Genomic DNA, 22105 nt, shown 5'->3' with positions numbered 1-22105 from the left:
CGGCGGCCGCGTTCACCCCACCGCGGGGCCACCGCGGCGGCGCTGGTGCGGCCGAGCGGCGCGGCCGGGCACTGGCGGTGGTGATCGGCGGGCTGACGGCGGCCACCGCGCTCGGCGTGCCGCTGGGCCGGGTGGCGGCCGTCGGGCTGGGCTGGCGGGCCGCGCTGGGGGCGGTCGCCGCGCTGACCCTGCTGTGCGCGGTCGCGGTGCGCCTGGCCCTGCCCGCGCTGCCGGGCACCGAGCCGGTCCCGCTGCGCACCCGGCTGGCGGCGCTGCGCCGCCCGGGGGTGCTCACGGTGCTGCCGCTGACGGTGCTCGGGATGACCGCCTGCTACGTCCCGTACTCGTACAGCGTGCCGGTGCTGGACGCCGTCGGGGTCTCCGGGCGGGCGGCGGTGGTGGCGGCGCTGCTGCTGTACGGGGCGGGCGCGGTGGCGGGGAACCTGCTGGCCGGGCGGTTCGCCGACCGGCGGGGGCCGGTGCGGGTACTGACCGCCGGGTACGCGGCGATGGCGGCGGCGTTCGCGCTGCTGGCCGGCCTGGCGGCCGGGCACGTCCGGGCGGGGGCGGCCGCGGTCGGGGTGCTGGTGTTCCTGTGGGGGGCGAGCAGCTGGTGCCAGACGCCGCCGCAGCAGCTGCGCCTGCTGTCGGCCGCCCCCGAGCAGGGGCCGCTGCTGGTGTCGCTGAACGCGTCCGGCATCTACCTGGGCATCGGTGCGGGCAGCGTGCTGGGCGGGGTGGTGCTACCGCTGGGCGCGGCGCCGGTGTTCGCGCTGGCGGCGGTGCTGGCGCTGGCCGCCGGGCTGCTGCTGCGGGTGACCGCGCGCGGCCGCGGCGCTACATCCACATGAACGGCAGGCCCGCGACGGCGGCGGCGGCCCGGTTGCTCGCCCGGAGCACCTCGTCCGGCGCCTCGCCGGCCCGCTGGTCGAGGTACCGGGAGACGGTCAGCGTGATGTGGTGGCCGACCAGTTCGATCTTGGTCGCCGACATCGGCTGGGCGTTCGCCGCCGGGGCCAACAGGCCGTCCGGGTAGGTGAACTCGAAGTCCCCGGCCTTCTCCCGGACGGTCTGCAGGGCCTTGGCCGCGGCGCCCGCGTCCAGGAAGCGCAGCACCGTGACGCTGGAGACCACCGGCTGGTCGCCCCGGGTCAGCGCGACCCCGATCCAGCCCTGGCAGGCCAGGTCGGCCAGCACGTCGCGGGTCTTGTCGCCCTGGACGTCCTTGCAGTCCGTCCCCTCCCGGGAGGCCGAGCGGTGCGCCCGGTAGTTGTCGTACTCGTAGGCCCGCTGGGCGGGGAAGTACCGCTCCGCGACGAAGGACTGGGACTCCGTCAGCGGCGGCGCGGGCTGGCCCGCGACGGCCGGGGCGGTGACGGCCTTGTCCCCGGAGGGGGCCGCCGCCCCGGCGTTCCGGTGGTCCGGGGTCGAGACCACCCAGACCCCGCCGGCCGCGAGCACCCCGACGACGCTCCACAGCGCGGCCAGCCGACGCCGCTCGCCGACCGCCCGGTGCCCCGCCACCGGCTGCTCGTCGTCCGCGCGTCCGTGTGCGTCCCGCTGGATGGTCATGGCCGAGATTCTATGCAGTTGATCGGACCGCCCTCCCTTCGGGTCGGACGCACGCGCACTTCGGATCGGACGCACCCGCACTTCGGATCGTTCCCGCCCGCCGCCGCCCGCCACCGTCCGCCCCGGTCGGCGGGTCACCGGTCCGGACGATCACCGTGAGCCGCGACACTGTGACAACTCGCACAGCCCACGGGCGATCTTCTGGCGGGTTCCCTCTGGCGGACGCCGGGGCGGGGCGGGCAGGATCGGGCCATGGACCTCCTCGACATCCTGACCGACAAGGGCCTTCGCCGGGAACTGCCCACCCGGGAGGAGGCGCTGGCCGTGCTGGCCACCACCGACGACCAGTTGCTGGACGTGGTCGCGGCCGCGGGCCGGGTGCGCCGGCAGTGGTTCGGCCGCCGGGTGAAGCTGAACTACCTGGTGAACCTGAAGAGCGGGCTGTGCCCGGAGGACTGCTCGTACTGTTCGCAGCGCCTCGGCTCGAAGGCGGAGATCCTCAAGTACACCTGGCTGAAGCCGGACCAGGCCGCCGAGGCGGCGGCCGCGGGCGTGGCGGGCGGGGCGAAGCGGGTCTGCCTGGTGGCCAGCGGGCGCGGCCCGACGGACCGGGACGTCGACCGGGTCGCGGACACCATCGCGGCGATCAAGGACGCGGACGGGAGCGTCGAGGTGTGCGCCTGCCTCGGCCTGCTCTCGGACAACCAGGCCGAGCGGCTGAAGGCGGCCGGCGCGGACGCGTACAACCACAACCTGAACACCTCCGAGGCCACCTACGGCGACATCACCACCACCCACACCTACGCGGACCGGGTGGACACCGTGAACAAGGCGCACGGCGCGGGCCTGTCGGCCTGCTCGGGCCTGATCGCGGGCATGGGCGAGAGCGACGAGGACCTGGTCGACGTGGTGTTCGCGCTGCGCGAGCTGGACCCGGACTCGGTGCCGGTGAACTTCCTGATCCCGTTCGAGGGCACCCCGCTCGCCGAGGAGTGGAACCTCACCCCGCAGCGCTGCCTGCGCGTGCTGGCGATGGTCCGGTTCGTCTGCCCGGACATCGAGGTGCGGATCGCGGGCGGCCGCGAGGTGCACCTGCGTTCGATGCAGCCGCTGGGCCTGCACATCGCCAACTCGATCTTCCTGGGCGACTACCTGACCAGCGAGGGCCAGGCCGGGCAGGCCGACCTCGACATGATCAAGGACGCCGGTTTCGAGGTGGAGGGCGCCGAGCAGACCACCCTCCCCCGCCACCGCGCCCGCGCCGCCGCGGGCTGCGGCGGCCACCGGGAGGAGGACGCCTGCGGCACCGGCGGCGGCTGCGGCCCGTGCGGCGGCCACGGCGCGGCCCCGGACGCCACCGCGGCCCCGGAGACCGTCGCGGCCCCGACCGCCGGGGACACCGGGGACGAGGCGCGCACCGACCTGGTCCGGGTGCGCCGTCGCGGCGCCGGCACCGAGCTGGCCCCGAACGCCTGATGGATCGTCAGCACACCCCGGAAACCGCCCGGTTGCTCGAACTGGACCGGGCGCACGTCTGGCACCCGTACGGCCCGATGCCCGGGACGGCGCAGCCCCTCGTGGTGGAGTCGGCCGCTGGCGTGCGCCTGCGGCTGGCCGAACCCGTGGGCGGGCACCGGGAGTTGATCGACGGCATGTCGTCCTGGTGGGCGGCGGTGCACGGCTACCGGCACCCGGTGCTGGACGCGGCCGTGCGCGACCAGCTCGACGCGATGAGCCACGTCATGTTCGGCGGCCTCACCCACCGTCCGGCCGTCGAACTGGCGGTCAAGCTCGTCGAGTTGACGCCCGAGCCGTTGCAGCACGTGTTCCTCGCCGACTCCGGTTCGGTGGCGGTCGAGGTCGCGCTGAAGATGTGCCTGCAGTACTGGCGCTCGCTCGGCCGGCCGGAGAAGCACCGGGTGCTGACCTGGCGCGGCGGCTACCACGGCGACACCTTCCACCCGATGTCGGTGTGCGACCCCGAGGGCGGGATGCACCACCTGTGGGGCGGCGTGCTGCCCCGGCAGCTGTTCGCCGACGAGCCGCCCGCCGGGTACGACGCCCCGGCGGACCCGGCGTACGTCGCGCACCTGGCCGAGCTGATCGGGCGGCACGCGGGCGAGCTGGCCGCCGTGATCGTCGAACCGGTGGTGCAGGGCGCGGGCGGGATGCGCTTCCACTCCCCCGCGTACCTGCGCGTGCTGCGGGAGCTGTGCGACGCGCACGACGTGCTGCTGGTCTTCGACGAGATCGCCACCGGCTTCGGCCGCAGCGGGGAACTGTTCGCCGCCGACCACGCGGGCGTCTCCCCGGACGTGATGTGCCTGGGCAAGGCGCTGACCGGCGGCTACCTGACGCTGGCCGCGACGCTGTGCACGAGCCGGGTCGCCGAGGGCATCTCGCGCGGCGAGGTCCCGGTGCTCGCGCACGGCCCGACCTTCATGGGCAACCCGCTGGCGGCGGCCGTCGCCAACGCCTCGATCGGCCTGCTGCTGGAGCAGGACTGGCGCGGCGAGGTGCAGCGGATCGAGTCCGCGCTGCGCGCCGCGCTCGCGCCGTGCGCCGGACAGCCGGGGGTCGCGGACGTCCGGGTGCTGGGCGCGATCGGCGTGGTCCAGCTGGACGCGCCCGTCGACATGGCCGCGGCGACCACGGCCGCGGCCGAACAGGGCGTGTGGCTGCGGCCGTTCCGCGACCTGATCTACACCATGCCGCCGTTCGTCACCGGGGACGCGGACCTCGCCGCGATCGGCCGAGCCGTCGCCGCCGCGGCCGCCGCCTCCACCGCCGCGACCACCGCGACCGGCACCGACGACTAGCGGCCACCGGGCCACTCCCTCAGTAACCCCAGCACGCCCAGCACCCCCAGCCAGGAGCACCGACGCCATGTCCCCCGTTCTCTTCGTCACCGGCACCGGCACCGAGGTCGGCAAGACCCTGACCACCGCCGCGGTCGCCGCGCTGTGCCCGGAGCCGGTGGCGGTGCTCAAGCCCGGCCAGACCGGGCTCGGGCCGGACGAGCCGGGGGACGTCGCCGAGGTGGCCCGGCTGGCCGGGCCGCTGGTGCACACGGTCGAACTGGCCCGTTACCCGGAGCCGCTCGCCCCCGAGACGGCCGCCCGCCGGGCCGGGCTGCCGACGCCGACCCCGGAGGACGTCGCCAAGACCGTGGCCGCCCTGGCCGCCGAGTACGGCACCGTGCTGGTCGAGGGCGCGGGCGGGCTGCTGGTCCGCTACGACGAGCGCGGACGCACCCTCGCCGACCAGGCCCTCGCCTGCCGGGACCTCGGCCTGGACGTCGGGTTCCTGCTCGTCGCGGCGGCCGGGCTGGGCACCCTGAACGCCACCGCGCTCACCGCCGAGGCCCTGCACCACCGCGGCCTGCCGCTGCGCGGCGTGGTCGTCGGCTCCTGGCCCGCCGACCCCGACCTGGCCGCCCGCTGCAACCTCGCCGACCTCCCCACCGCCGCCAGCGCCCCCCTGCTCGGCGCCCTCCCGGCCGGCGCCGCCGCCCACGCCCCCGCCGCCTTCCGTTCCTTCGCGGCCGCCGCCCTCGCCCCCGCCCTGGGCGGCACCTGGGACGCCGCCGCCTTCACCGCCGCCCACCCCGCCTGACGCCCCCGCCCTGCGCACCGGACGGGGACCACAGGTGCGCCGAAGGCCGCCCCGGCGAGGGGGCGGCCTTCGGCGGGGGGTGGGGCGCTCAGCGCGCGGGCTTGGTGGTCTTGCGGGCGGCCTTCTTCGCGGCGCGCTGCTCGGTGGGGGCGCCGGCCGTGGCGAGGGTGCCGCTGGAGCTCTCCAGGTGGGCGCGGACGAACCACTGGTACTGCTCCAGGTCGCGCAGCTGCTCGATGAGCAGGTCCTCGGTGGCGGGGTCGATCTTGCCGGCCAGCTCGACCGCGTGGCGCAGGTCGGTGATGACGCCGGTGTAGACCAGGTCGAGGGCTCCCAGGTGGGCGATGGCGTCGGCCCGGCCGACGGCGTAGTCGTCCCAGCCGCGCTCGGCGACCAGGCGTCCGGGCGTGCCGTGGGCGACGCCGCCCAGGGTGGCGATCCGCTCGGCGACGTCGTCGGCCATCAGGCGGACCCGGTCGACCTGGGGGTCGAGCATCTCGTGGACGGCGATGAAGTGCGGGCCGACCACGTTCCAGTGGATGTGCTTCAGGGTGAGGTGCAGGTCGTTCAGCGCGTGCAGCCGTTCCTGCAGCGCGACGATCAGCTCCGCGCCCTGGTCGGTGGTCAGGCCGGGGACGGTGTAGGCGGGGCGGTTGGCGGCGCGGGCCATGTCGGTTCTCCTCATTCGCGGTGATCATGGTGTCGGTCCTGAACGGTGCTGACCTACGCCTCCCCGATTCCGCGCGAGTCATGGGTGCCGATCCGCCGAACGGGTGAACGTCTCTCCTCCCGCCCACCCGGTGGGCCGCCCGCGCCGACCGGCGTCCGGAATGGTCCGGCCCGGAACGGTTACGTTCCGGACATGCGCCATCACGATCTCCTGATCCTCGGAGCGGGCTCCGGGAACGCCGTCCTCGACGACCGGTTCGCCGATCTGGACGTCGCCGTCGTCTCCGCCGGCCCGTTCGGGGGCACCTGCCTCAACGCGGGCTGCATCCCCAGCAAGATGCTCGTCGCGACCGCCGACGTCGCCGACACCGTCCGGGACGCCGGGCGGCACGACGTGGACGCGCGGCTGCGGGAGGTGCGCTGGCCGGACGTCCGGGAGCGGGTCTTCGGCCGGCTGGACGCCGCGGCCGCCGAGGGCGAGCAGGGGCGCCGCGACGCCCCGGGCACCACCGTCTACCGGGGGACCGCCCGGTTCACCGGGCCGCGCCGGATCACCGTGGACACCGCCGACGGGCCGGTGGAGCTGACCGCGGACCGGATGGTCGTCGCGGCCGGGGGCCGTCCCGTCGTGCCGCCCGTGGTGGCGGACTCCGGGCTGCCCTACCAGACCTCCGACACCGTGATGCGGCTGCCCGAGCGGCCCGAGCACCTGGTGGTGCTCGGCGGCGGCTACGTCGCCGCCGAGCTGGCGCACGTGTTCGACTCGGCGGGCAGCCGCATCACCGTGGTCGAGCAGGAGGAGCGGCTGCTCGGGCAGCAGGACGAGACGGTGTCCGCCGCGTTCACCGAGGCGGTGCGCGGCCGCTGGGACCTGCGGCTGGGCCGCGAGCTGACCGCCGTCACCGGCCGCCCCGGCGACCTGCGGCTGACCCTGGACGACGGCACCGAGCTGCGCGCCGACACCCTGCTGGTGGCGGTCGGGCGCCGCCCCAACAGCGATCTGCTGGACCTCGACCGGGCGGGCATCGCCACCGGGGAGGACGGCCGGATCACCGTCGACGCCCAGCTGCGCACCACCGCCGACGGGGTGTGGGCGCTCGGCGACATCGCCACGCCCGTCCCGCTCAAGCACGTCGCCAACCGGGAGGCCCGGATCGTCGCGCACAACCTGCTGCACCCGGGCCGGGAGCGCGCGATGGACTACGCGGCGGTGCCCTCCGCCGTCTTCACCCACCCGCAGGTCGCCCGGGTCGGCCTCACCGAGCGGCAGGCGCGCGAGCAGGGGTTGGACGTGGCCGTCGCCGTGCACCGGTACGCGGACGTGGCGTACGGCTGGGCGCTGGAGGAGACCGAGGGCTTCTGCAAGGTGCTGGCCGACCGCCGGACCGGGCGGCTGCTCGGCGCGCACCTGCTCGGGCCGCAGGCCGCCACCCTGGTCCAGCCGCTGGTGGTCGCCCTCGCCACCGGGATGACGGCCCGCGAACTCGCCGAGGGGCCGCTGTGGATCCACCCGGCGCTGACCGAGGTGGTGGAGAACGCGCTGCTCGACCTGCCGGTGCCCGAAGACTGACCGGCCCGGACCCGGCCCGCGCCCGGTCCGCGCCCGGTCCGCGCCCGGCCCCGACCGCCGAGCACCCGGGCCTGGCCGGGCCGCCGAGCGCCCGGCCCGGGCTCAGCCCGTCCGGCCCGGGCTCAGCCCTCCCGATCCGGCGTCGGCGGCTTCGGTCCGGCCGAGCCCTGCGGGTAGGGGGTGGCGGGCGGCGGGTCGGCGAGGACCGGCGCGGCCAGTTCCCAGAGCCGCTCGACCTCGGCCGCCGTGGTGAACACCCGGTGGTCGCCGCGCAGGGCGTGGTGGAAGACCTGCGCGTAGGCGCTCAGCGAGTCGTCGGCGCCGGGCAGCGGGGCCAGGCCGAGCACGCCGTCCACCGCGCCCGGCCGGGGCCCGGGGCGGCTGAGCCGGACGCCGAGCTCGACGTCCGCCGCGGCGCCCAGGCCCACCACCAGCTCGGTCCCGCCGCCCTGCGCGGCGTCCTCCGGGCCGCCCTGCGCACCGCCCTGCGCACCGCCCTCCGCGCCGCCCTGCGCACCGCCCTCCGCGCCGCCCTGCGCGCCGTCCTCCGCCCGGAAGCGGACGATCAGCCGGTGCGCGGCCGAGTCCAGGGACTTGCCGGTGCGCAGCAGGAAGGGGACGCCCTGCCAGCGCGGGTCGTCGATCCGGACCTCGACGGCGGCGAAGGTCTCGGTGGTGGAGTCGGCGGCCACCCCGTCCTCGTCCCGGTAGCCCTCGTACTGGCCGAAGACCGTCCGCGCCGGGTCGAAGGGCCTGGTCCGCTCGAACAGCCGGAGCCGGGCGGCGCGTTCGGCCTCGGGGTCGGCGGAGCCGGGCGGCTCCATCGCCACGGCCGCCAGGACCTGGCACAGGTGGGTGGGGACCATGTCGCGGAAGGTGCCGGTGTGCTCCATGAAGGAGGCCCGGCCCTCGATGCCGATCTCCTCCGGGACGTCGATCAGCACCGAGGCGATGTGCCGGGCGTCCCAGGACGCGGCGAGCCAGGGGTTGGCGGTGCGCAGCGCGAGCAGGGCGCGCACCGACTCCTTGGCGAGGAAGTGGTCGATCCGCAGGATGCGCTCCTCGGGGGCGAGCGAGGCCAGCAGCGCGTTGAGCGCGCGGGCGGTGTCGACGTCCTCGCCGACGGGCTTCTCCACCATCAGGGTGGCTCCCTCGGCGAGGCCCTCGCGCCCGGTCATCCGGAGCATGCCGTCCGCCTGGCCGGGCGGGACGGAGAGGTAGAGGAAGGTCCGGCAGTCCGCGCCGAGCTCGGTGCGCCGCTCGCGCACCGCCGCGGCGAGGCCGGAGCCGTCCTCGGCGGACGCCGTGGCGAAGCCGATCCGCCGGGTGAAGCGCTCCAGGGCCCCGGGGTCGGCTCCGTTTGCAGCCCCGGCCACCGCCTCGGCGACCTGGCGGCGGAAGTCCTCGTCGGTGCCGGGCGAGTGGCGGCCGGAGCCGATGACCGCGAACCGGTCGGGGAGCAGGCCGCGCTCCCAGAGTTCGAACAGGGCGGGGAAGAGCATCCGCCGTGCGAGGTCGCCGGTGGCGCCGAACAGGACGAGGAGGGCGGGCGCGCCGTCGGCGCGGGGGGCGGCGGTGGGCGGGGGCGTCACGGCAACGGCTCCAGGGGGTCGGCGGGGGGTCGTTCGCCGTGCCTTCCCCGCTTTCGCGATCCCAAGCTCCTCCGAACGGGTGAGCCCCCGGCGGCACCGGGCCTGACGGTGCGCCGGGCAGCCGGTCGGAGGCGGTCGGTTGTCAGTCCCGAACGGAAGGATGACGGTCATGAACAAGGCCGATCTGCTCTCTTCCGGCGACTACGCCGACGCCGTCGCCACTGCCGCCCGGGCCGCCGCCGCCTACTACGGGGACGGGACGACCACGCTCGGGGACGACGAGTACGACGTGCTGGTGCGGGCGATCGCGGCCTACGAGGAGGCCCATCCGGAGGAGGTGCTGGCCGAGTCCCCGACCGGGAAGGTCGCGGGCGGCGCCGCGCAGGGGGACGTCCCGCACAGCGTGCCGATGCTCTCGCTGGACAACGTCTTCTCGGGGGAGGAACTCGCGGACTGGGCGGCCTCCTTGGAGCGCCGCCTCGGGCGGGCGCCGGCCGGTTGGTGCGTGGAGCCGAAGCTGGACGGGCTGGCGGTCGCGGCCCGGTACGAGGCGGGCGTGCTGCGGCGGGTGCTGACCCGCGGCAACGGCCTCGCGGGCGAGGACATCACGCACACCGCGGGCGACGTGCTGGGCCTGCCGGCCCTGCTCGCCGAGCCGGTGGACGTCGAGCTGCGCGGCGAGGTGCTGCTGACGAACGCCCAGTTCGAGCGGGCGAACGAGATCCGCACGGCGCACGGCGCGGTGCCGTTCGCCAATCCGCGCAACGGCGCGGCGGGCACGCTGCGGGCCAAGGACCGGCCGTACCGGATCGAGTTGACGTTCTTCGGGTACGACGCCGTGGGCCTGGACGAGGAGTCGGCGCACAGCGCGCTGCTGGAGCGGCTGGCGGCGCTCGGGGCGAACACGGCGGCGTCGACGGCGGCCGCGCCGCTGCGCTGCGGGAGCGTCGAGGAGGTGCAGCGCCGGGTCGAGGAGATCGCGGGGATGCGGGCCGCGCTGCCGTTCGGCATCGACGGCGTGGTGGTGAAGGCCGACGACGCGGCCGACCAGCGGGAGGCCGGTTCCGGTTCGCGGGCGCCGCGCTGGGCGGTGGCCCGCAAGCTCGCCGCGGAGCACAAGGTGACCAGGCTGCTGGGCGTGGAGTGGGCGGTCGGCCGGACGGGCGTCATCGCGCCGCGCGCCGTGCTGGAGCCGGTGGTGATCGACGGCGTGACGGTGTCGTTCGCGACGCTGCACAACCCGGCGGACATCGAGCGGCGCGGCCTGATGCTGGGCGACCGGGTCTTCGTCTACCGCGCGGGGGACGTCATCCCCCGGGTGGAGGCCCCGCTGGTGGCGGAGCGCACCGGCGCGGAGCAGCCGATCGTCTTCCCGACCGCCTGCCCGCGCTGCGGGGAGGCGATCGACACCGGCGAGCAGCGCTGGCGCTGCGTGCGCGGCCGCAACTGCCAGGCGGTGGCGTCGATCATCTACGCGGCGGGCCGCGACCAGCTGGACATCGAGGGCCTGGGCTCGACCCGGGCGGTGCAGCTGGTGGAGGCCGGTCTGGTCCGCGACCTGGCGGACGTGTTCACGCTGACCCGCGAGCAGTTGCTCTCGCTGGAGCGGATGGGCGCCACCAGCACCGACAACCTGCTGGCGGCGATCGCCACCGCCCGCACCCGTCCGCTGAACCGCGTGCTGTGCGCGCTGGGCGTGCGCGGCACCGGGCGCAGCATGTCGCGGCGGATCGCGGCGCACTTCGGTTCGATGGCGGCGATCCGGTCGGCGGACGCGGAGACCCTGGCCGCCGTGGAGGGCATCGGCCCGGAGAAGGCCCGCCTGGTCGTCTCCGAACTCGCCGAGCTGTCGGCCCTGCTGGACCGGCTGACCGAGCTCGGCGTGGGCGTCCAGGTCACCGAGCCGACCGCTCCCGTGCTCGTCCTGGCGGCCGGCGCGGCCGGGGCGGCCGAGGGCACGGAGGGCACGGAGGGCGCCGGGGTGCCCGTCGGCGGTCCGCTGGCCGGTGAGGCGGTGGTGGTGACGGGCAGCATGACCGGCCCGCTGGCCGCGCTGTCCCGCAACGAGGTGAACGAGCTGATCGAGCGGGCCGGCGGCAAGGCGTCGTCCTCGGTCTCCAAGCGCACCACGCTGCTGGTGGCCGGGGAGAAGGCCGGTTCGAAGCGGGCGAAGGCCGAGGAGCTGGGCATCCGCGTGCTCGCCCCGGAGGAGTTCGCCGCGCTGGTCGCCGAGCACCTGCCCGTCGCGGTCTGACCCTCCCCCGGCCTCCGGGGCGCCAGGACTCCGGGTCCCTCGGTCGCCGCACCACGGAGTCGTAAAGGGGAGGCCAAGCGGAGGACATCGATCGGCTAACATGGCGGCTCGGGACAACGGGGGCGTCGTGCCGCAACGGACCGCACGGCAGCGGTCGGTGAGGATTTCCCGACCGCTGTGAAGAACCTGCCGAGAGGGTTCCGGCGGCCGGGGAGCGGCGGATATGCAGGGAACCGCGGCTCGGATGACGCTCCGCTGCCCGCCGAGCCACCGACCGTTTCCCGACCTTCCTCGTACCGGAGAACCCCCGACGTGACCGACTCCAGCACCCCCACCGTCCACCAGCCGTACCAGCCGCACCCGTACCTGGGCGGGCGGGCGGTGGCCCTGCGCGCCCTGGCGGCCTGGCGCTCCGGCGGGGTCGGGGTGCCCCGCACGGTGCTCGTCACGGGTGGTTCCGGCAGTGGCCGGTCCCGGTTGCTGACCGGTTTCCTGATGCTCTGCGAGCCGTCCCACCGGGAGCGGTTCGACGTCTCCGCGCTGGACCCGGCCACCGTGCCGCCGGCCGAGCTGCCCGCGCCGCCGGTGTTCGACGCCACCGGGCTGACGGCGCTGCAACTGCGCTGGCTGGTGGCGGACCACTTCGCCCCGGGGGCGGTCCGGGCGGAGGAGCTGGCGGCGCGGCTGGCGGGGATCGGGTCGCCGGAGCAGCCGCTGACGGCCGTGGTCGCGGACGCGGACCGGGCGGGCGTGCTGCCGAACCTGGACGAGGCGGCCCGGGTCACCGAGGAGGTGCTGCGGCCGCTCGCGCTGGCGCCGGGGGTGCGGCTGCTGGCCGACGTGGACCGGGCCGAGGCGGACCGGCTGGCGAAGGAGCTACCCGCCGACCAGCTGCTGGTGATCGACCTGGACCGGGACCCGTGGCGGGACGAGGAGGGGCTGCTGCTGCAGGCCGAGCTCTCCCTGCGGGATGCGGCGGGTGCGGAGCAGTTGGCGCGCACCGCGGCCGGTCCGCTGGTGGTCCGGCTGGCCGCCTGGTCGTCCCGCAGCGTGCCGGACGGGCCGACTCCGGTGCCCCGTACGGTCGGTGACGCGCTCGACCTGCAAGCCGAGCTGCACGGGGTGGACGAGCTGACCCTGCGCCGGCTGCTCGCCCCGCTGGCCCTGGCGGGCGCCGGTGAGCCGCTTCCGCTCGACCTGTGGGCGCCGCTGGCCTCGGCGGTGGCGGGCAAGGACCTCGGTCCGGCGCTGGCGGGCGGCCAGCACCTGCTGCTGCCGTTCTTCGACCTGATCACGGCGGAGGGGCTGCCCCCGGCCGTGCGGATCGTGCACCCGGCGCTGGCCGCGGAGCTGCGCGAGCGTTTCGGCAGCACCGTCCGCGAGGTGCAGCGCCGACTGGCGACCGCCCTGCTGGCCACCCTCGACGGGGCCGGCCCGGGCCGGTGGGCGCGGGCCGAGCCGTACGTCCGGGAGCAGTTGGTCGGCCACGCGCTGGAGGGCGGTCTGCTGCCGGGGCTGCTGGCGGACCCGGGGTTCCTGCTGCACGCCGAGCAGGTCCGGCTGCGGGCCGCCGTCGAGCACCTGGTCGCGGGCGGGGCGGAGTTGCCGCCGCTGGCGCGCACCTGGCTGCGGCTGGCGCCGCTGTTCATCCGCCAGGAGCTGGGCCCGGACGTGCGGGCGGCCCTGCTGGAGCACGGGGCCCGGCAGGACGGCGTGCCGGTGCCGGAGTTCGGCGTCGAGCTGCCGTGGCGCACGCTGTGGGCGCGACCGCTGGCGGGGGTGCGGGCGGTCACGGCGGCCGTGCTGCCCGCGGGCGGTGCCGCGCTGGTGGCGTACCGGCCGGGCGGGGAGCCGGAGTTGACGGCCTACGACGCGCTGACGGGCGAGCCGGTGGAGGGCGACGCCGACGCGCTGGCCCGGCCCGCCGAGGAGGAGCGCGCGGCCACTCCGCTGGGGATCAGCACCGGCGGCGACTACCTGCGGCTGTGGGAGCGGGGGGCGGACGGCCGGGTGGGGGCGCAGGTCGCGGTGTTCCTCTCCGCCGAGCGGCTGGGCGGCGCCGACCTGACGCCGGAGGGCCTGCTGCTGCTGGCCGACGCCCGGGGGGTCGCGGCGCTGCGTCCGACCGCCCTGGCCGCCGTCCTCTCGACCCCGGCCGCTCCCGCGGCTCCGGCTGCTCCCGCGGCTCCGGCTGCTCCGGCCGTCGGCTGAGGCGTACCGCTGCACTACTGTGAATCCTGTCCGACCGGCCTTGAAGGAGAACGACCGCGTGACGACCCGTGAGCAGGCGATCGAGGCGGCCCACCAGTGGATCAACGGTGCCAAGCCCGAGGAGCAGTGGCACCGGATCGGCGTGCACGAGTTCGATCTGGGGTGGGTGCTGTGGCCCGTCCTGCCCGCCGCCGAGCCGGACCCGGAGACCGGGGCGCGCCGGGCGCCCGTCGAGATCGGCACCGCCTGCGCGGTGGTCGACCGGGAGTCCGGCGAGTTGACCCATTGGCCCTCGGTGCCGGTGGACGAGGTGGTCCAGCTCTACCGGGACAAGCTGGGCGCCGGCTCGTACGACCCCTCTCGCCCGCCGCTGGTCGGCCCGGGCGCCTCCGCGGTGCTGGCCTACCGGGACGCGCGGGGCGAGGAGCAGAGCCTGTTCGTGCTCTCCGCCCCGGGCACCGGCCACCCGGAGGTGCGGGCCTGGCGGACGTTGCAGGAGCAGGGCGTGCGGCCGGAGGACGTGCTGTCGGTCTACACCGACCTGCGGCCGTGCGAGCTGCCCGGCGGTTACTGCGCGGCGGTGCTGCTGGCCGAGCTGCCGGTGGCGACCTTCTCCTACGGGCACGACTACGGTCCGCGCTACGACCGCCGGGCGGCCGCGGTGCGAGCGCTCACCGACGCCACCGAGGCGTCCTTCCGGTCGGCGGGCCGTCCGGTGCCGCCGCGGCCCAACCGGGTGCCGTTCCCGCGCGCGGTGCCCGCCGCCGGGCCGGAGGGCGACGCCGAGCTGGGCGCCCGCCTGGCCGGGCGGTTCGGCGCCGAGGGTGCACCGCTTCGACGCGGACGAGGCGGCGGCCACCGCGCTGCCCGAGGCGGCCCGGCGGACGCTGGTGGAGGCGGGGCTCCCGGTCCGGGTCGCGTCCTTCTTCGAGCTGCTGCCCGGCCTGCCGGACGTGGCGGGCCACCTGGCGGCGACCGGGCGCGGCGAGCGGGTGTCCGAGCAGGCCCGGGCGGTGCTCGCCGAGTACGTCGCGCTGGGCACCGACGGCCGGGCCGTGATCGCCGTGCAGTGCACCGCCGAGGGCGCCGGCCGGGTCTGGGCCGTCGACCCGGACAACGGCACCGGCCGCTACCTGAACGCCGACCCGAACGCCTACCTGCGCTGCCTGCTCCTGCTCGCCGAGCGCCGGCCCGCACTGGCCGGGCTGGACCCGCGGGCGGCGGGCGCGGTGGTCGAGGCGCTCCAGCGCGACCTGGCCGCCGTCGACGGCAGCGTCTTCGGCGACCCGGAGAACTGGTGGGCCGTCGTCGTCGAGCAGCTCTGGGACGGGCTGCTCTGACGGGCCGGTGACGGCCCGGCCCCCGGTGGCCCGTCGGCTCGCGGCGGTGGTGTCCCCGCCCGCGAGCAGGCGGGCCACCGGTGCGTCCGCCAGGTCCGCGCGCCGGTCGGGGGTGAACGGGGCGGGCGGGGTGGGCCGTTCGAGGACCGGCCGGTCGGGAGCGCGGACCGACCGGTGGACGGTGGTGGTGGCGCCGGGCGCTCCGGCGGCGCGCCGGTCGGCGGCGCGGGGACCGACACCCCCGACCGACGCCCCCGACGGCGCTTCGCCACCGTGCCGACGGGCCTGGGCGCCTGCCGCCCGGGGCTGGACCCGGGCCGGTCCGGCCCCTGCCCGCACCTGGCGCAGTACGTGGTCTCCGGCTCGCTGCCCGGCGTGGACGACCCGGCCGTGCGCCTGGTGCGCGCCGATCCGCCGGTCCCGGTCCGGGAGTTGAAGCGGCAGCCGGGCGACGGGGGCCTCCGGCGGTCCGGCGGCGACCGACGGGCGGTCGACCGGCGGCCGAACTGCCGCCGGAGCTCGGCGAGTTGGCGCTCAAGCGGTACCCGGTGGTGGCGGGCGGCGGCGCCTCCACGTTCGCCGGTCCGCTGCGCCCGCGCCCGTTCGCCCCGGTTTCGCCCCGGTGGGGACGCCGGCCTCCACACCGCGGCACCGTCACCACCCGCCGTCCGGCCGGGTAGCGTGGACCCGACGAGTCCCGGCCGAGCGCCGGGCCCTATCAGGGGGAGCAACCAGCCATGAGCACAGCCGATGTGACGACCCGTTGGGTGCGCCCGCAGGAGGGCGGTCCGGAGCTGTTCCTGGCCGCGCCCGCGGACGCGGCGCCGGCGGCCACCGTGGTGGTCGGCCAGGAGCTGTTCGGGGTCACGGCCTGGGTGCGCGGGGTGTGCGAGCGGCTGGCCGCCGCCGGGTACGCCGCCGTCGCCCCGGACTTCTACGGGCGGAAGGCGGCGCGGGTCGAGCTGCCGTACGACGACGCGGGGCGGGCGGAGGGCTTCGCGCTGCTGGGCACCCTGACCGCCGAGCAGGTCGCCGCCGACACGGCGGCGGCGCTGGCCCTCGGCGCGTCCCTGAGCGGCGGCCCGGGCCGGGCCTTCGCGGGCTTCTCGGTCGGCGGCCACCTGGGCCTGCTGGCCGGCACCCGGCTCCCGCTGGACCTGGTGGCCGCCTGCTACCCGACCTGGACGCTGGAGGACACCCCGCTGGCCGACGACCACCCGCCGCTCGGCGAGCAGGGTGCGGCCGCGCTGGCCGCGCACGGCACCACCGTCCTCGGGCTGGTCGGCGCCGAGGACCACGTCGTCCCGCCCGAGCAGTGGGACCGGATCACCGAGCGGCTCACCGCCGCGGGCGTCGGGCACGAGCTGGTCACCTACGCGGGCGTCCCGCACGGCTTCCTGTGCGAGGACCGCCCCGCCACCCACCGCCCCGAGGAGACCGCGGACGCCTTCGCCCGCATCCTGGCCGCGCTGGCCGCCCTGGCTACCTTGTCGCCGAAGAACTGACGGCGCAACGCCCCGCTCAGCCCAGCCCCGTCCGGCCGTCCGCCGGGCGGGGCCGCTGCTTTCCCTGCGCCGAACGGACGACCCTCCGTCACCGCTCCCGGCACCTCCGCGTTGAACCGGCGTCAGCCACACCCCCGACCCCGAGGAGCCGCCCCCGTGCGCACCGCCCTCAGTACCCTCGTCCTCGCCGCCGCCCTGCTCTCCCCCGCCGCCACCGGCACCGCCTTCGCCGCGGAGGCCCCCGCGCCGGTCCCGAACCAGGGCTACAGCATCCCGGTCGGCGCGATCACCGACCTGGGCGCGCTCCCGATGCTGGGCGGCCTGGGCAACGACTTCGCCCACCTGCTGGGCCAGTAGGACGCCCTCCCGGCGCGGGGGGCGCCGGGCCGGAGGTGGGCAGGGGGGTGGGCAGGGGGGTGGCGGGGTTGTTTCCGCTCCGAAAGTTTTGCCCGGCCGGGGCGCGGCGACAAGGGGTGACGGGGGTTCGTCGCGGGGTCGTCACCGGCCCGCAACACGTCGCAATACTCCGCAACACCCGCTCCCAGCTGGGAAGATGACGATTGACAGCGGGCGTTCGGGCCGAGCACGATGAGCGCCGAGCCCAGTCGCAGCGAACCGGAAGGAGGGCCGATGCGTACCGTCGTTGTCGTCTGTCGTCCGTCGTGCCCGGCCCCGGTGGGTCTGCGTCCCCGTGGCTGTTGTCGGCGCTGCTGCCTGTAGTCGGCGCGCGCTCTCCCCTCTCCTTTCTCCCCTCTCCCTCCGTCACGGCGGTGCGCCCTGTGGGCTGCCCGATCGCCGTGCGGTGTCCGGCCGTTGTGGCGGCACCCGTGCCGCCGTCGCCGTTCCCACCTCCCCGAAGGAGTCCCACCATGTCCGTTTCCACGTCCACTCCCGTCCTCACCCCGACCGAGCTGCGGCTGACCCCGGCGGCGGGCCGGATCGGTGCGGTCGTCCACGACGTCAAGCTGGGCGGCGACCTGCCGGCCGAGACGGTGGCGGCGCTGGAGGCCGCGCTGTACGAGCACAAGGTGCTGTTCTTCCGCGGCCAGGCGCACCTGGACGACGCCGAACACGAGGCGTTCGCACGGCTGTTGGGGCAGCCGGTGTTCCACCCGACGGTGCCGAGCGCGGACGGGCGGTACATCTTCGAGCTGGACGCCACCAAGGGCGTGCGGGCGAACAACTGGCACACCGACGTGACGTTCGTGCCCTCGTACCCGAAGGCGTCGATCCTGCGGGCGCTGGAGCTGCCGCCGGCGGGCGGCAGCACGGTGTGGGCGAACACCGCGGCCGCGTACCAGGACCTGCCGGCGCCGCTGAAGGCGCTCGCGGAGAGCCTGCGGGCGGTGCACACCAACGACTACGACTACGCGGCGAACCTGGCGCTGGCGCCGGAGCTGGCCGACAACGCCGAGGTGGCGAAGCTGTTCCGGCAGGTGTTCGTGTCCACCGCGTTCAAGACCGAGCACCCGCTGGTGCGGGTGCACCCGGTGACGGGTGAGAAGCACCTGCTGCTGGGGTCGTTCGCGCAGAAGATCGTCGGGGTGTCCGGCAAGGACAGCCGGGCGCTGATCGAGCTGTTCCAGCGGTACGTCGAGCGGCTGGAGAACAGCGTGCGCTGGGACTGGCAGGTCGGCGACGTGGCGATCTGGGACAACCGGGCCACCCAGCACTACGCGGTGAACGACTACGGCGACGAGCCGCGCCTGGTGCGCCGGATCACCCTGGACGGCGACCTGCCGGTGGGCGTGGACGGGCAGCCGAGCCGGCTGCTGGAGCCGGCCGACCCGCCGCGGGTGGCGGGCCTGGTCCCGGCCGCCGAGCTGGAGGCCGAGGCGCTGTCCGGCCCCGTTTCCTGACCGGTCCACCCGGCAGAGCAGAGGAGTCGAATCCGTGAACGGCACCGTCCGCAGCATCCCGGCCGTCCCCGTCCCGCGCCCCGCCCCACGACCGGCGACCCGGCCCGGGGACGACCGCCGGGAGGCGAACGCGGCCACCGTGCTGCGGGCGGTGCTGGACCACGGGCCGGTGGCACGCAGCACGGTGGCCCGGCTGACCGGGCTGAGCGCGGCGGCGGTCTCCCGCCAGGTGGTGGATCTGCTGCGGCTCGAACTGCTGGCGGAGCGACCGGAGTTGGCGGTCGCCGCGCCGGGGGTGCGGGGCCGTCCGCAGCTGCCGCTGGAGGTGGACGCGGAGCGCCTGGCGGTGGCCGGGCTGCACGTGGGCCTGCCGTACAGCACCTTCGCGCTGCTGGACCTGCGCGGCCGGGTGCTGTTCCGGCAGGAGCTGCCGAACGGCGGGCGGCGCGGGTCGGCGGTGCTGAAGGCGCTGCTGGCCCGGCTGCCCCGGCTGCTGGCCGCGGCTGCAGGCCGCGCCGGCCGGGAGCGGTCGGCGGGTGCTGGGGCTGGGCGCGGTGACCGGCGGCGCGGTGGACGCCGAGCGCGGGGTGACGGTGCGCCACGAGCCGCTGGGCTGGCGGGAGGTGCCGTTGCGGGAGCTGCTGGAGCGGGCGACCGGGCTGCCGGTGCGGGTGGACAACCACGCCCGGGCGCTGGCCGCCGCGGAGGTGCTGTTCGGCGATCCGGCGGCCCGGCGCTCGATGGTGCAGCTGTTCGTGGGCCACGTGGTGGACGCGTCCATCTCGGTGGCCGGGACGGTGCACCAGGGTCCGCCGTCGGTGACCGGTGACGGCGGCCACCTGCCGGTGCCGGGCAGCACGGCGCGATGTCACTGCGGCCGCAGCGGCTGCCTGTCGGTGGCGGCCTCGGACGACACGCTGTTCGAGGCCGCCACCGCGCAGGGGGTGATCGCCCGGCCGGACCGGGGGCTGCTGCTGGCGGCCGTCCGCTCCGGCGATCCGCGGGCCGACGCGCTGGTGCGGGAGCGGGCCCGGGTGGTGGGCGGGGCGCTGGCCCTGCTGGCCGACGTGGTCAACCCGGACCTGCTGGTGCTGACCGAGACCTTCGCGCTGGCCGACCCGGTCTACCTGGACGCGGTGCGCGCGGAGTTCGCACTCCGCTCGCACCTGCACCGGGACGCCTCGCTGCTGGTGGCGCAGCGCTTCGGCGCGGACGCGCTGGCGGTGGCGGCCTGCGCGCCGGTGCTGGCCGAGCTGTACGCCCGTCCGCTGCCGGGCCGCTGACTCCGCGGACCCCCGATCCTCCGAAACCCTCCGACCCATCCGAACTCGCTTATTCCGAAGGACTATTGATCATGAACGCGTTCTCCGCCGGCTCCGGTGGCCCGCTCCCCCTCTCCGCGATCTCGCGCCGGGCGCTGCTGCGCGGCGCCCTGGCGGGTACCGGTCTGCTGGCGCTGTCGGCCTGCCGTTCGGCGGCGGACGCCTCGCCGGGGGCGGACGCGGCGTCGGGCGGTGCGGCGTCGCCGCGCCGGGGCGGGGTGCTGACGGTGGGCGTCGGGGTCGACTTCACCCCGGCCCTGCTGTTCGCGCAGAGCGCCAACTCGCTGCTCCAGCGGCTGGTGTTCAACACGCTGACCCGCTACGACGAGCAGTTGCGCCCGCAGCCGGAGCTGGCGAAGAGCTGGGAGGTGGCGGCGGACGGGCTGAGCGTGACGCTGAAGCTGCGCGACGACGTCACGTTCCACAGCGGGCGGAGGTTCACCGCGGACGACGTGGTGTTCGCGATCAAGAACCTGCAGAACCCGGTGCGTTCGGCCCAGTTGCGGGCGACGGCGCTGACCGTGGCGGACTTCCGCAAGAACGGCGACTTCGAGCTGACGCTGGTGCTGGCGCACCAGGTGTCCAACCTGTTCGACCTCTTCGAGTTCATGATCATCCCGGATGCGGAGTCGGTCGAGGACGCGGTGGCGGGCACCAAGTTGATCGGCACCGGGCCGTTCACCTTCACCGACCGCAAGCCGGGCTCCTCGCTGAGCTTCGCCCGCAACGACAAGTACTGGAACCCGGGCCGCCCGTACCTGGACGGGGTGGAGATCAAGGTGATCCCGCAGGCGGAGACGCTGCTGTCCTCGGTGAAGACCGGCCAGACCCAGCTGACGTACGCGGTGCGCGGCAAGGACGTGGCGACGCTGAAGGACGACAAGCGGTTCCGGATCACCCAGTACGACACCGGCGCGGGCGCGTTCTACATCGGCGCGAACCTGTCCTTCCCGGAGGTCCAGGACAAGCGGGTGCGGCAGGCCATCGCCTGGGCGATCGACCGGGACCGGCTGGTGCAGCAGGCGCTGGGCGGGTACGCGACGGTCTCCTCGGTGCCGTGGCCGAAGTCCTCGCCCGCGTACCGGGAGGAGGACGCGAAGCGCTACCACCACGACCCGGAGAAGGCGAAGGCGCTGCTGAAGGAGGCCGGGGTGACCTCGCTGTCGCTGCCGCTGGCGCACCAGTCGGACGCCGGGTCGACGGCGGTCGCGCAGATCCTGCAGTACGACCTGAAGCAGGTCGGGATCGAGGTGCAGCTGCAGCCGGTGGACTCGCCGACCATGCAGAAGCAGCTGATCTCCCAGTCCATGCCGGCACTGTGGACGCTCAGCCACAGCTTCTCGCAGGCGCACCCGGCGACGCTGGCGGTCAGCGCGTACCCGTTCAACGAGGCGAAGAACACCTCGAAGTTCTCCTCCCCGGAGTACACCGCGGCGGTGCAGCAGGCCTGGAACCGCTCGGACGCGGACAGCCCGGAGGCGAAGGCGCTGTACCAGCGGGTGACGGACATCCTGCTGGACGAGCAGTTCATCGTCGACCTGGCGATCGCCGGCCTGGTGGAGGTCGCGGGCGCGCAGGTGCGCGGGGTGACGCTCAACAAGTACTCGTACCTGAACCTCGACGACGCGTACCTGGCGGGCTGAGCCGTGCGGACCTTCCTGTTCAAACGGCTGCCGAGCGGGCTGGCGGTGCTGGTGGCCGCCTCGTTCACGGTGTTCCTGATGCTGCGGCTGATCCCGGGCGACCCGGCGACCACGCTGGCCGGGCCGGACGCCTCGCCCGCGACCGTCGCGGCGATCCGGGAGCGGCTGGGGCTGGACGCGCCGCTGCTCTCGCAGTACCTGCACTGGCTGGGGCAGGTGCTGACGGGCGACCTCGGGCCGAGCTACGCGATCGGCGGGCAGGTGTCCGAGCTGATCGGGGACGGCCTGGCCGCGACCTTCCAGCTGACCCTCGCCGCGCTGCTGCTGGTGGTGGTGCTGGCGGTGCCGACGGCGCTGTACGCGGTGTCGGCGCGGCGGCGGGCCCTGGCGGGGGCGCTGCGGGCGCTGACCACGGGGGCGCTGGCGGTGCCGCCGTTCGTCACCGGGGTGCTGCTGGTGCTGGTGTTCGCGGTGGGCCTGGGCCTGCTGCCGGCCGGGGGGCACGCCTCGCTGTTCGACGCGCCGGACCTGGCGGTGCAGTACCTGGCGCTGCCGGCGCTGTGCCTGGCGCTGCCGAGCGCGGCGATCCTGGCCCGCTACCTGCAGGACGGGCTGGAGCGGGCGCTCGGCGAGGACTACGTGCGCACCGCGACGGCGCTGGGCGTGCCGCGCCGCCGGATCCTGTGGCGGCACGCGCTGCCGAACGCGCTGCCGCCCGCCGTGACGGTGCTGGGCCTGCAGATCGGGCAGCTGATCGCGGGCGCGGTGGTGGTGGAACGGATCTTCGCCTGGCCGGGTCTCGGCCAGCTGATCGAGCAGGGCGTCTCGCGCCGCGACTACCCGGTGGTGCAGGACCTGCTGCTGCTGGTGGTGGCCGGCTACGTGGCCGTGCAACTGCTCACCGACCTGCTGTACTCCTGGCTCGACCCGCGCGTGCGGTGGGAGTGACGACA

At 75.8% G+C, this 22105-nt stretch carries 17 protein-coding genes and 1 pseudogene; 15 read left to right on the top strand and 3 right to left on the bottom strand.

The genetic code is table 11. The features are described from left to right. Positions 1-80 precede the first annotated feature (80 nt). The gene (locus HUT16_RS38870) at positions 81-851 is read left to right on the top strand and encodes an MFS transporter (protein ID WP_254898119.1); all 771 of its coding nucleotides are present in this window, start codon (positions 81-83) and stop codon (positions 849-851) included. On the opposite strand, the gene HUT16_RS33670 is transcribed toward HUT16_RS38870, so the two are convergent. Continuing rightward, complete coding sequence (locus HUT16_RS33670) at positions 838-1572, bottom strand: hypothetical protein (RefSeq protein ID WP_176191787.1); 735 nt, start codon at positions 1570-1572, stop codon at positions 838-840. The two genes, HUT16_RS38870 and HUT16_RS33670, sit on opposite strands and share 14 nt — an antisense overlap. A gap of 252 nt (positions 1573-1824) precedes the next feature. Here HUT16_RS33670 and bioB point away from each other — a divergent pair, with 252 nt between their 5' ends. From bioB to bioD, 3 genes are all read left to right on the top strand, one after another. After that, entirely contained in the window at positions 1825-3048 is a 1224-nt protein-coding gene (gene bioB / locus HUT16_RS33665) for a biotin synthase BioB (RefSeq protein WP_176191786.1), read from the top strand. After that, a complete protein-coding gene (locus HUT16_RS33660; RefSeq protein WP_176191785.1) occupies positions 3048-4391 on the top strand; it encodes an adenosylmethionine--8-amino-7-oxononanoate transaminase in 1344 nt (447 codons plus the stop codon). Before bioB ends, HUT16_RS33660 begins: the two co-directional genes overlap by 1 nt. Positions 4392-4458: 67 nt before the next feature. Continuing rightward, entirely contained in the window at positions 4459-5187 is a 729-nt protein-coding gene (bioD, locus tag HUT16_RS33655; protein WP_176191784.1) for a dethiobiotin synthase, read from the top strand. A gap of 88 nt (positions 5188-5275) precedes the next feature. Here bioD and HUT16_RS33650 read toward each other — a convergent pair whose 3' ends face one another. Continuing rightward, complete coding sequence (locus HUT16_RS33650) at positions 5276-5872, bottom strand: Dps family protein (RefSeq protein ID WP_254898118.1); 597 nt, start codon at positions 5870-5872, stop codon at positions 5276-5278. A gap of 177 nt (positions 5873-6049) precedes the next feature. Between HUT16_RS33650 and HUT16_RS33645 the strand changes: the two genes are divergently transcribed. Beyond that, the gene (locus tag HUT16_RS33645; RefSeq protein WP_176191783.1) at positions 6050-7426 is read left to right on the top strand and encodes a mycothione reductase; all 1377 of its coding nucleotides are present in this window, start codon (positions 6050-6052) and stop codon (positions 7424-7426) included. Positions 7427-7548: 122 nt separating this feature from the next. Here HUT16_RS33645 and HUT16_RS33640 read toward each other — a convergent pair whose 3' ends face one another. Beyond that, a complete protein-coding gene (locus tag HUT16_RS33640; protein ID WP_254898117.1) occupies positions 7549-9018 on the bottom strand; it encodes a glucose-6-phosphate dehydrogenase in 1470 nt (489 codons plus the stop codon). Positions 9019-9187: 169 nt separating this feature from the next. On the opposite strand from HUT16_RS33640, the gene ligA reads away from it, so the two are divergent. From ligA to HUT16_RS33590, 10 genes and pseudogenes are all read left to right on the top strand, one after another. After that, the gene (gene ligA, locus HUT16_RS33635) at positions 9188-11272 is read left to right on the top strand and encodes an NAD-dependent DNA ligase LigA (RefSeq protein WP_254898116.1); all 2085 of its coding nucleotides are present in this window, start codon (positions 9188-9190) and stop codon (positions 11270-11272) included. A gap of 312 nt (positions 11273-11584) precedes the next feature. Beyond that, the gene (locus tag HUT16_RS33630; protein WP_176191780.1) at positions 11585-13483 is read left to right on the top strand and encodes an ATP-binding protein; all 1899 of its coding nucleotides are present in this window, start codon (positions 11585-11587) and stop codon (positions 13481-13483) included. Between the two features lie 19 nt (positions 13484-13502). Next, positions 13503-14147, top strand: a pseudogene (locus tag HUT16_RS39920) (nucleic acid/nucleotide deaminase domain-containing protein); the annotation flags it as partial. Positions 14148-14307: 160 nt separating this feature from the next. Next, positions 14308-14823, top strand: coding sequence for an SUKH-4 family immunity protein (locus HUT16_RS33620; protein WP_176191779.1), 516 nt, complete (start codon positions 14308-14310; stop codon positions 14821-14823). Positions 14824-15560: 737 nt separating this feature from the next. Beyond that, a complete protein-coding gene (locus HUT16_RS33615; RefSeq protein ID WP_176191778.1) occupies positions 15561-16328 on the top strand; it encodes a dienelactone hydrolase family protein in 768 nt (255 codons plus the stop codon). Between the two features lie 156 nt (positions 16329-16484). Then, positions 16485-16685, top strand: coding sequence for a hypothetical protein (locus tag HUT16_RS33610; protein WP_176191777.1), 201 nt, complete (start codon positions 16485-16487; stop codon positions 16683-16685). A gap of 512 nt (positions 16686-17197) precedes the next feature. Then, positions 17198-18187, top strand: coding sequence for a TauD/TfdA family dioxygenase (locus HUT16_RS33605; protein ID WP_254898115.1), 990 nt, complete (start codon positions 17198-17200; stop codon positions 18185-18187). A gap of 536 nt (positions 18188-18723) precedes the next feature. Next, complete coding sequence (locus HUT16_RS38865) at positions 18724-19470, top strand: ROK family protein (RefSeq protein WP_254898114.1); 747 nt, start codon at positions 18724-18726, stop codon at positions 19468-19470. 71 nt (positions 19471-19541) lie between these two features. Then, positions 19542-21152, top strand: coding sequence for an ABC transporter substrate-binding protein (locus HUT16_RS33595; protein ID WP_176191776.1), 1611 nt, complete (start codon positions 19542-19544; stop codon positions 21150-21152). A 3-nt stretch (positions 21153-21155) separates the two neighbouring features. Beyond that, entirely contained in the window at positions 21156-22100 is a 945-nt protein-coding gene (locus HUT16_RS33590) for an ABC transporter permease (protein WP_176191775.1), read from the top strand. The last annotated feature ends 5 nt before the right edge of the window (positions 22101-22105 follow it).

The organism is Kitasatospora sp. NA04385, from assembly GCF_013364235.1.
Lineage (GTDB): Bacteria > Actinomycetota > Actinomycetes > Streptomycetales > Streptomycetaceae > Kitasatospora.
Note: the sequence above shows the minus strand (reverse complement) of the source record. Positions and strands in the feature narration are given on the sequence as shown.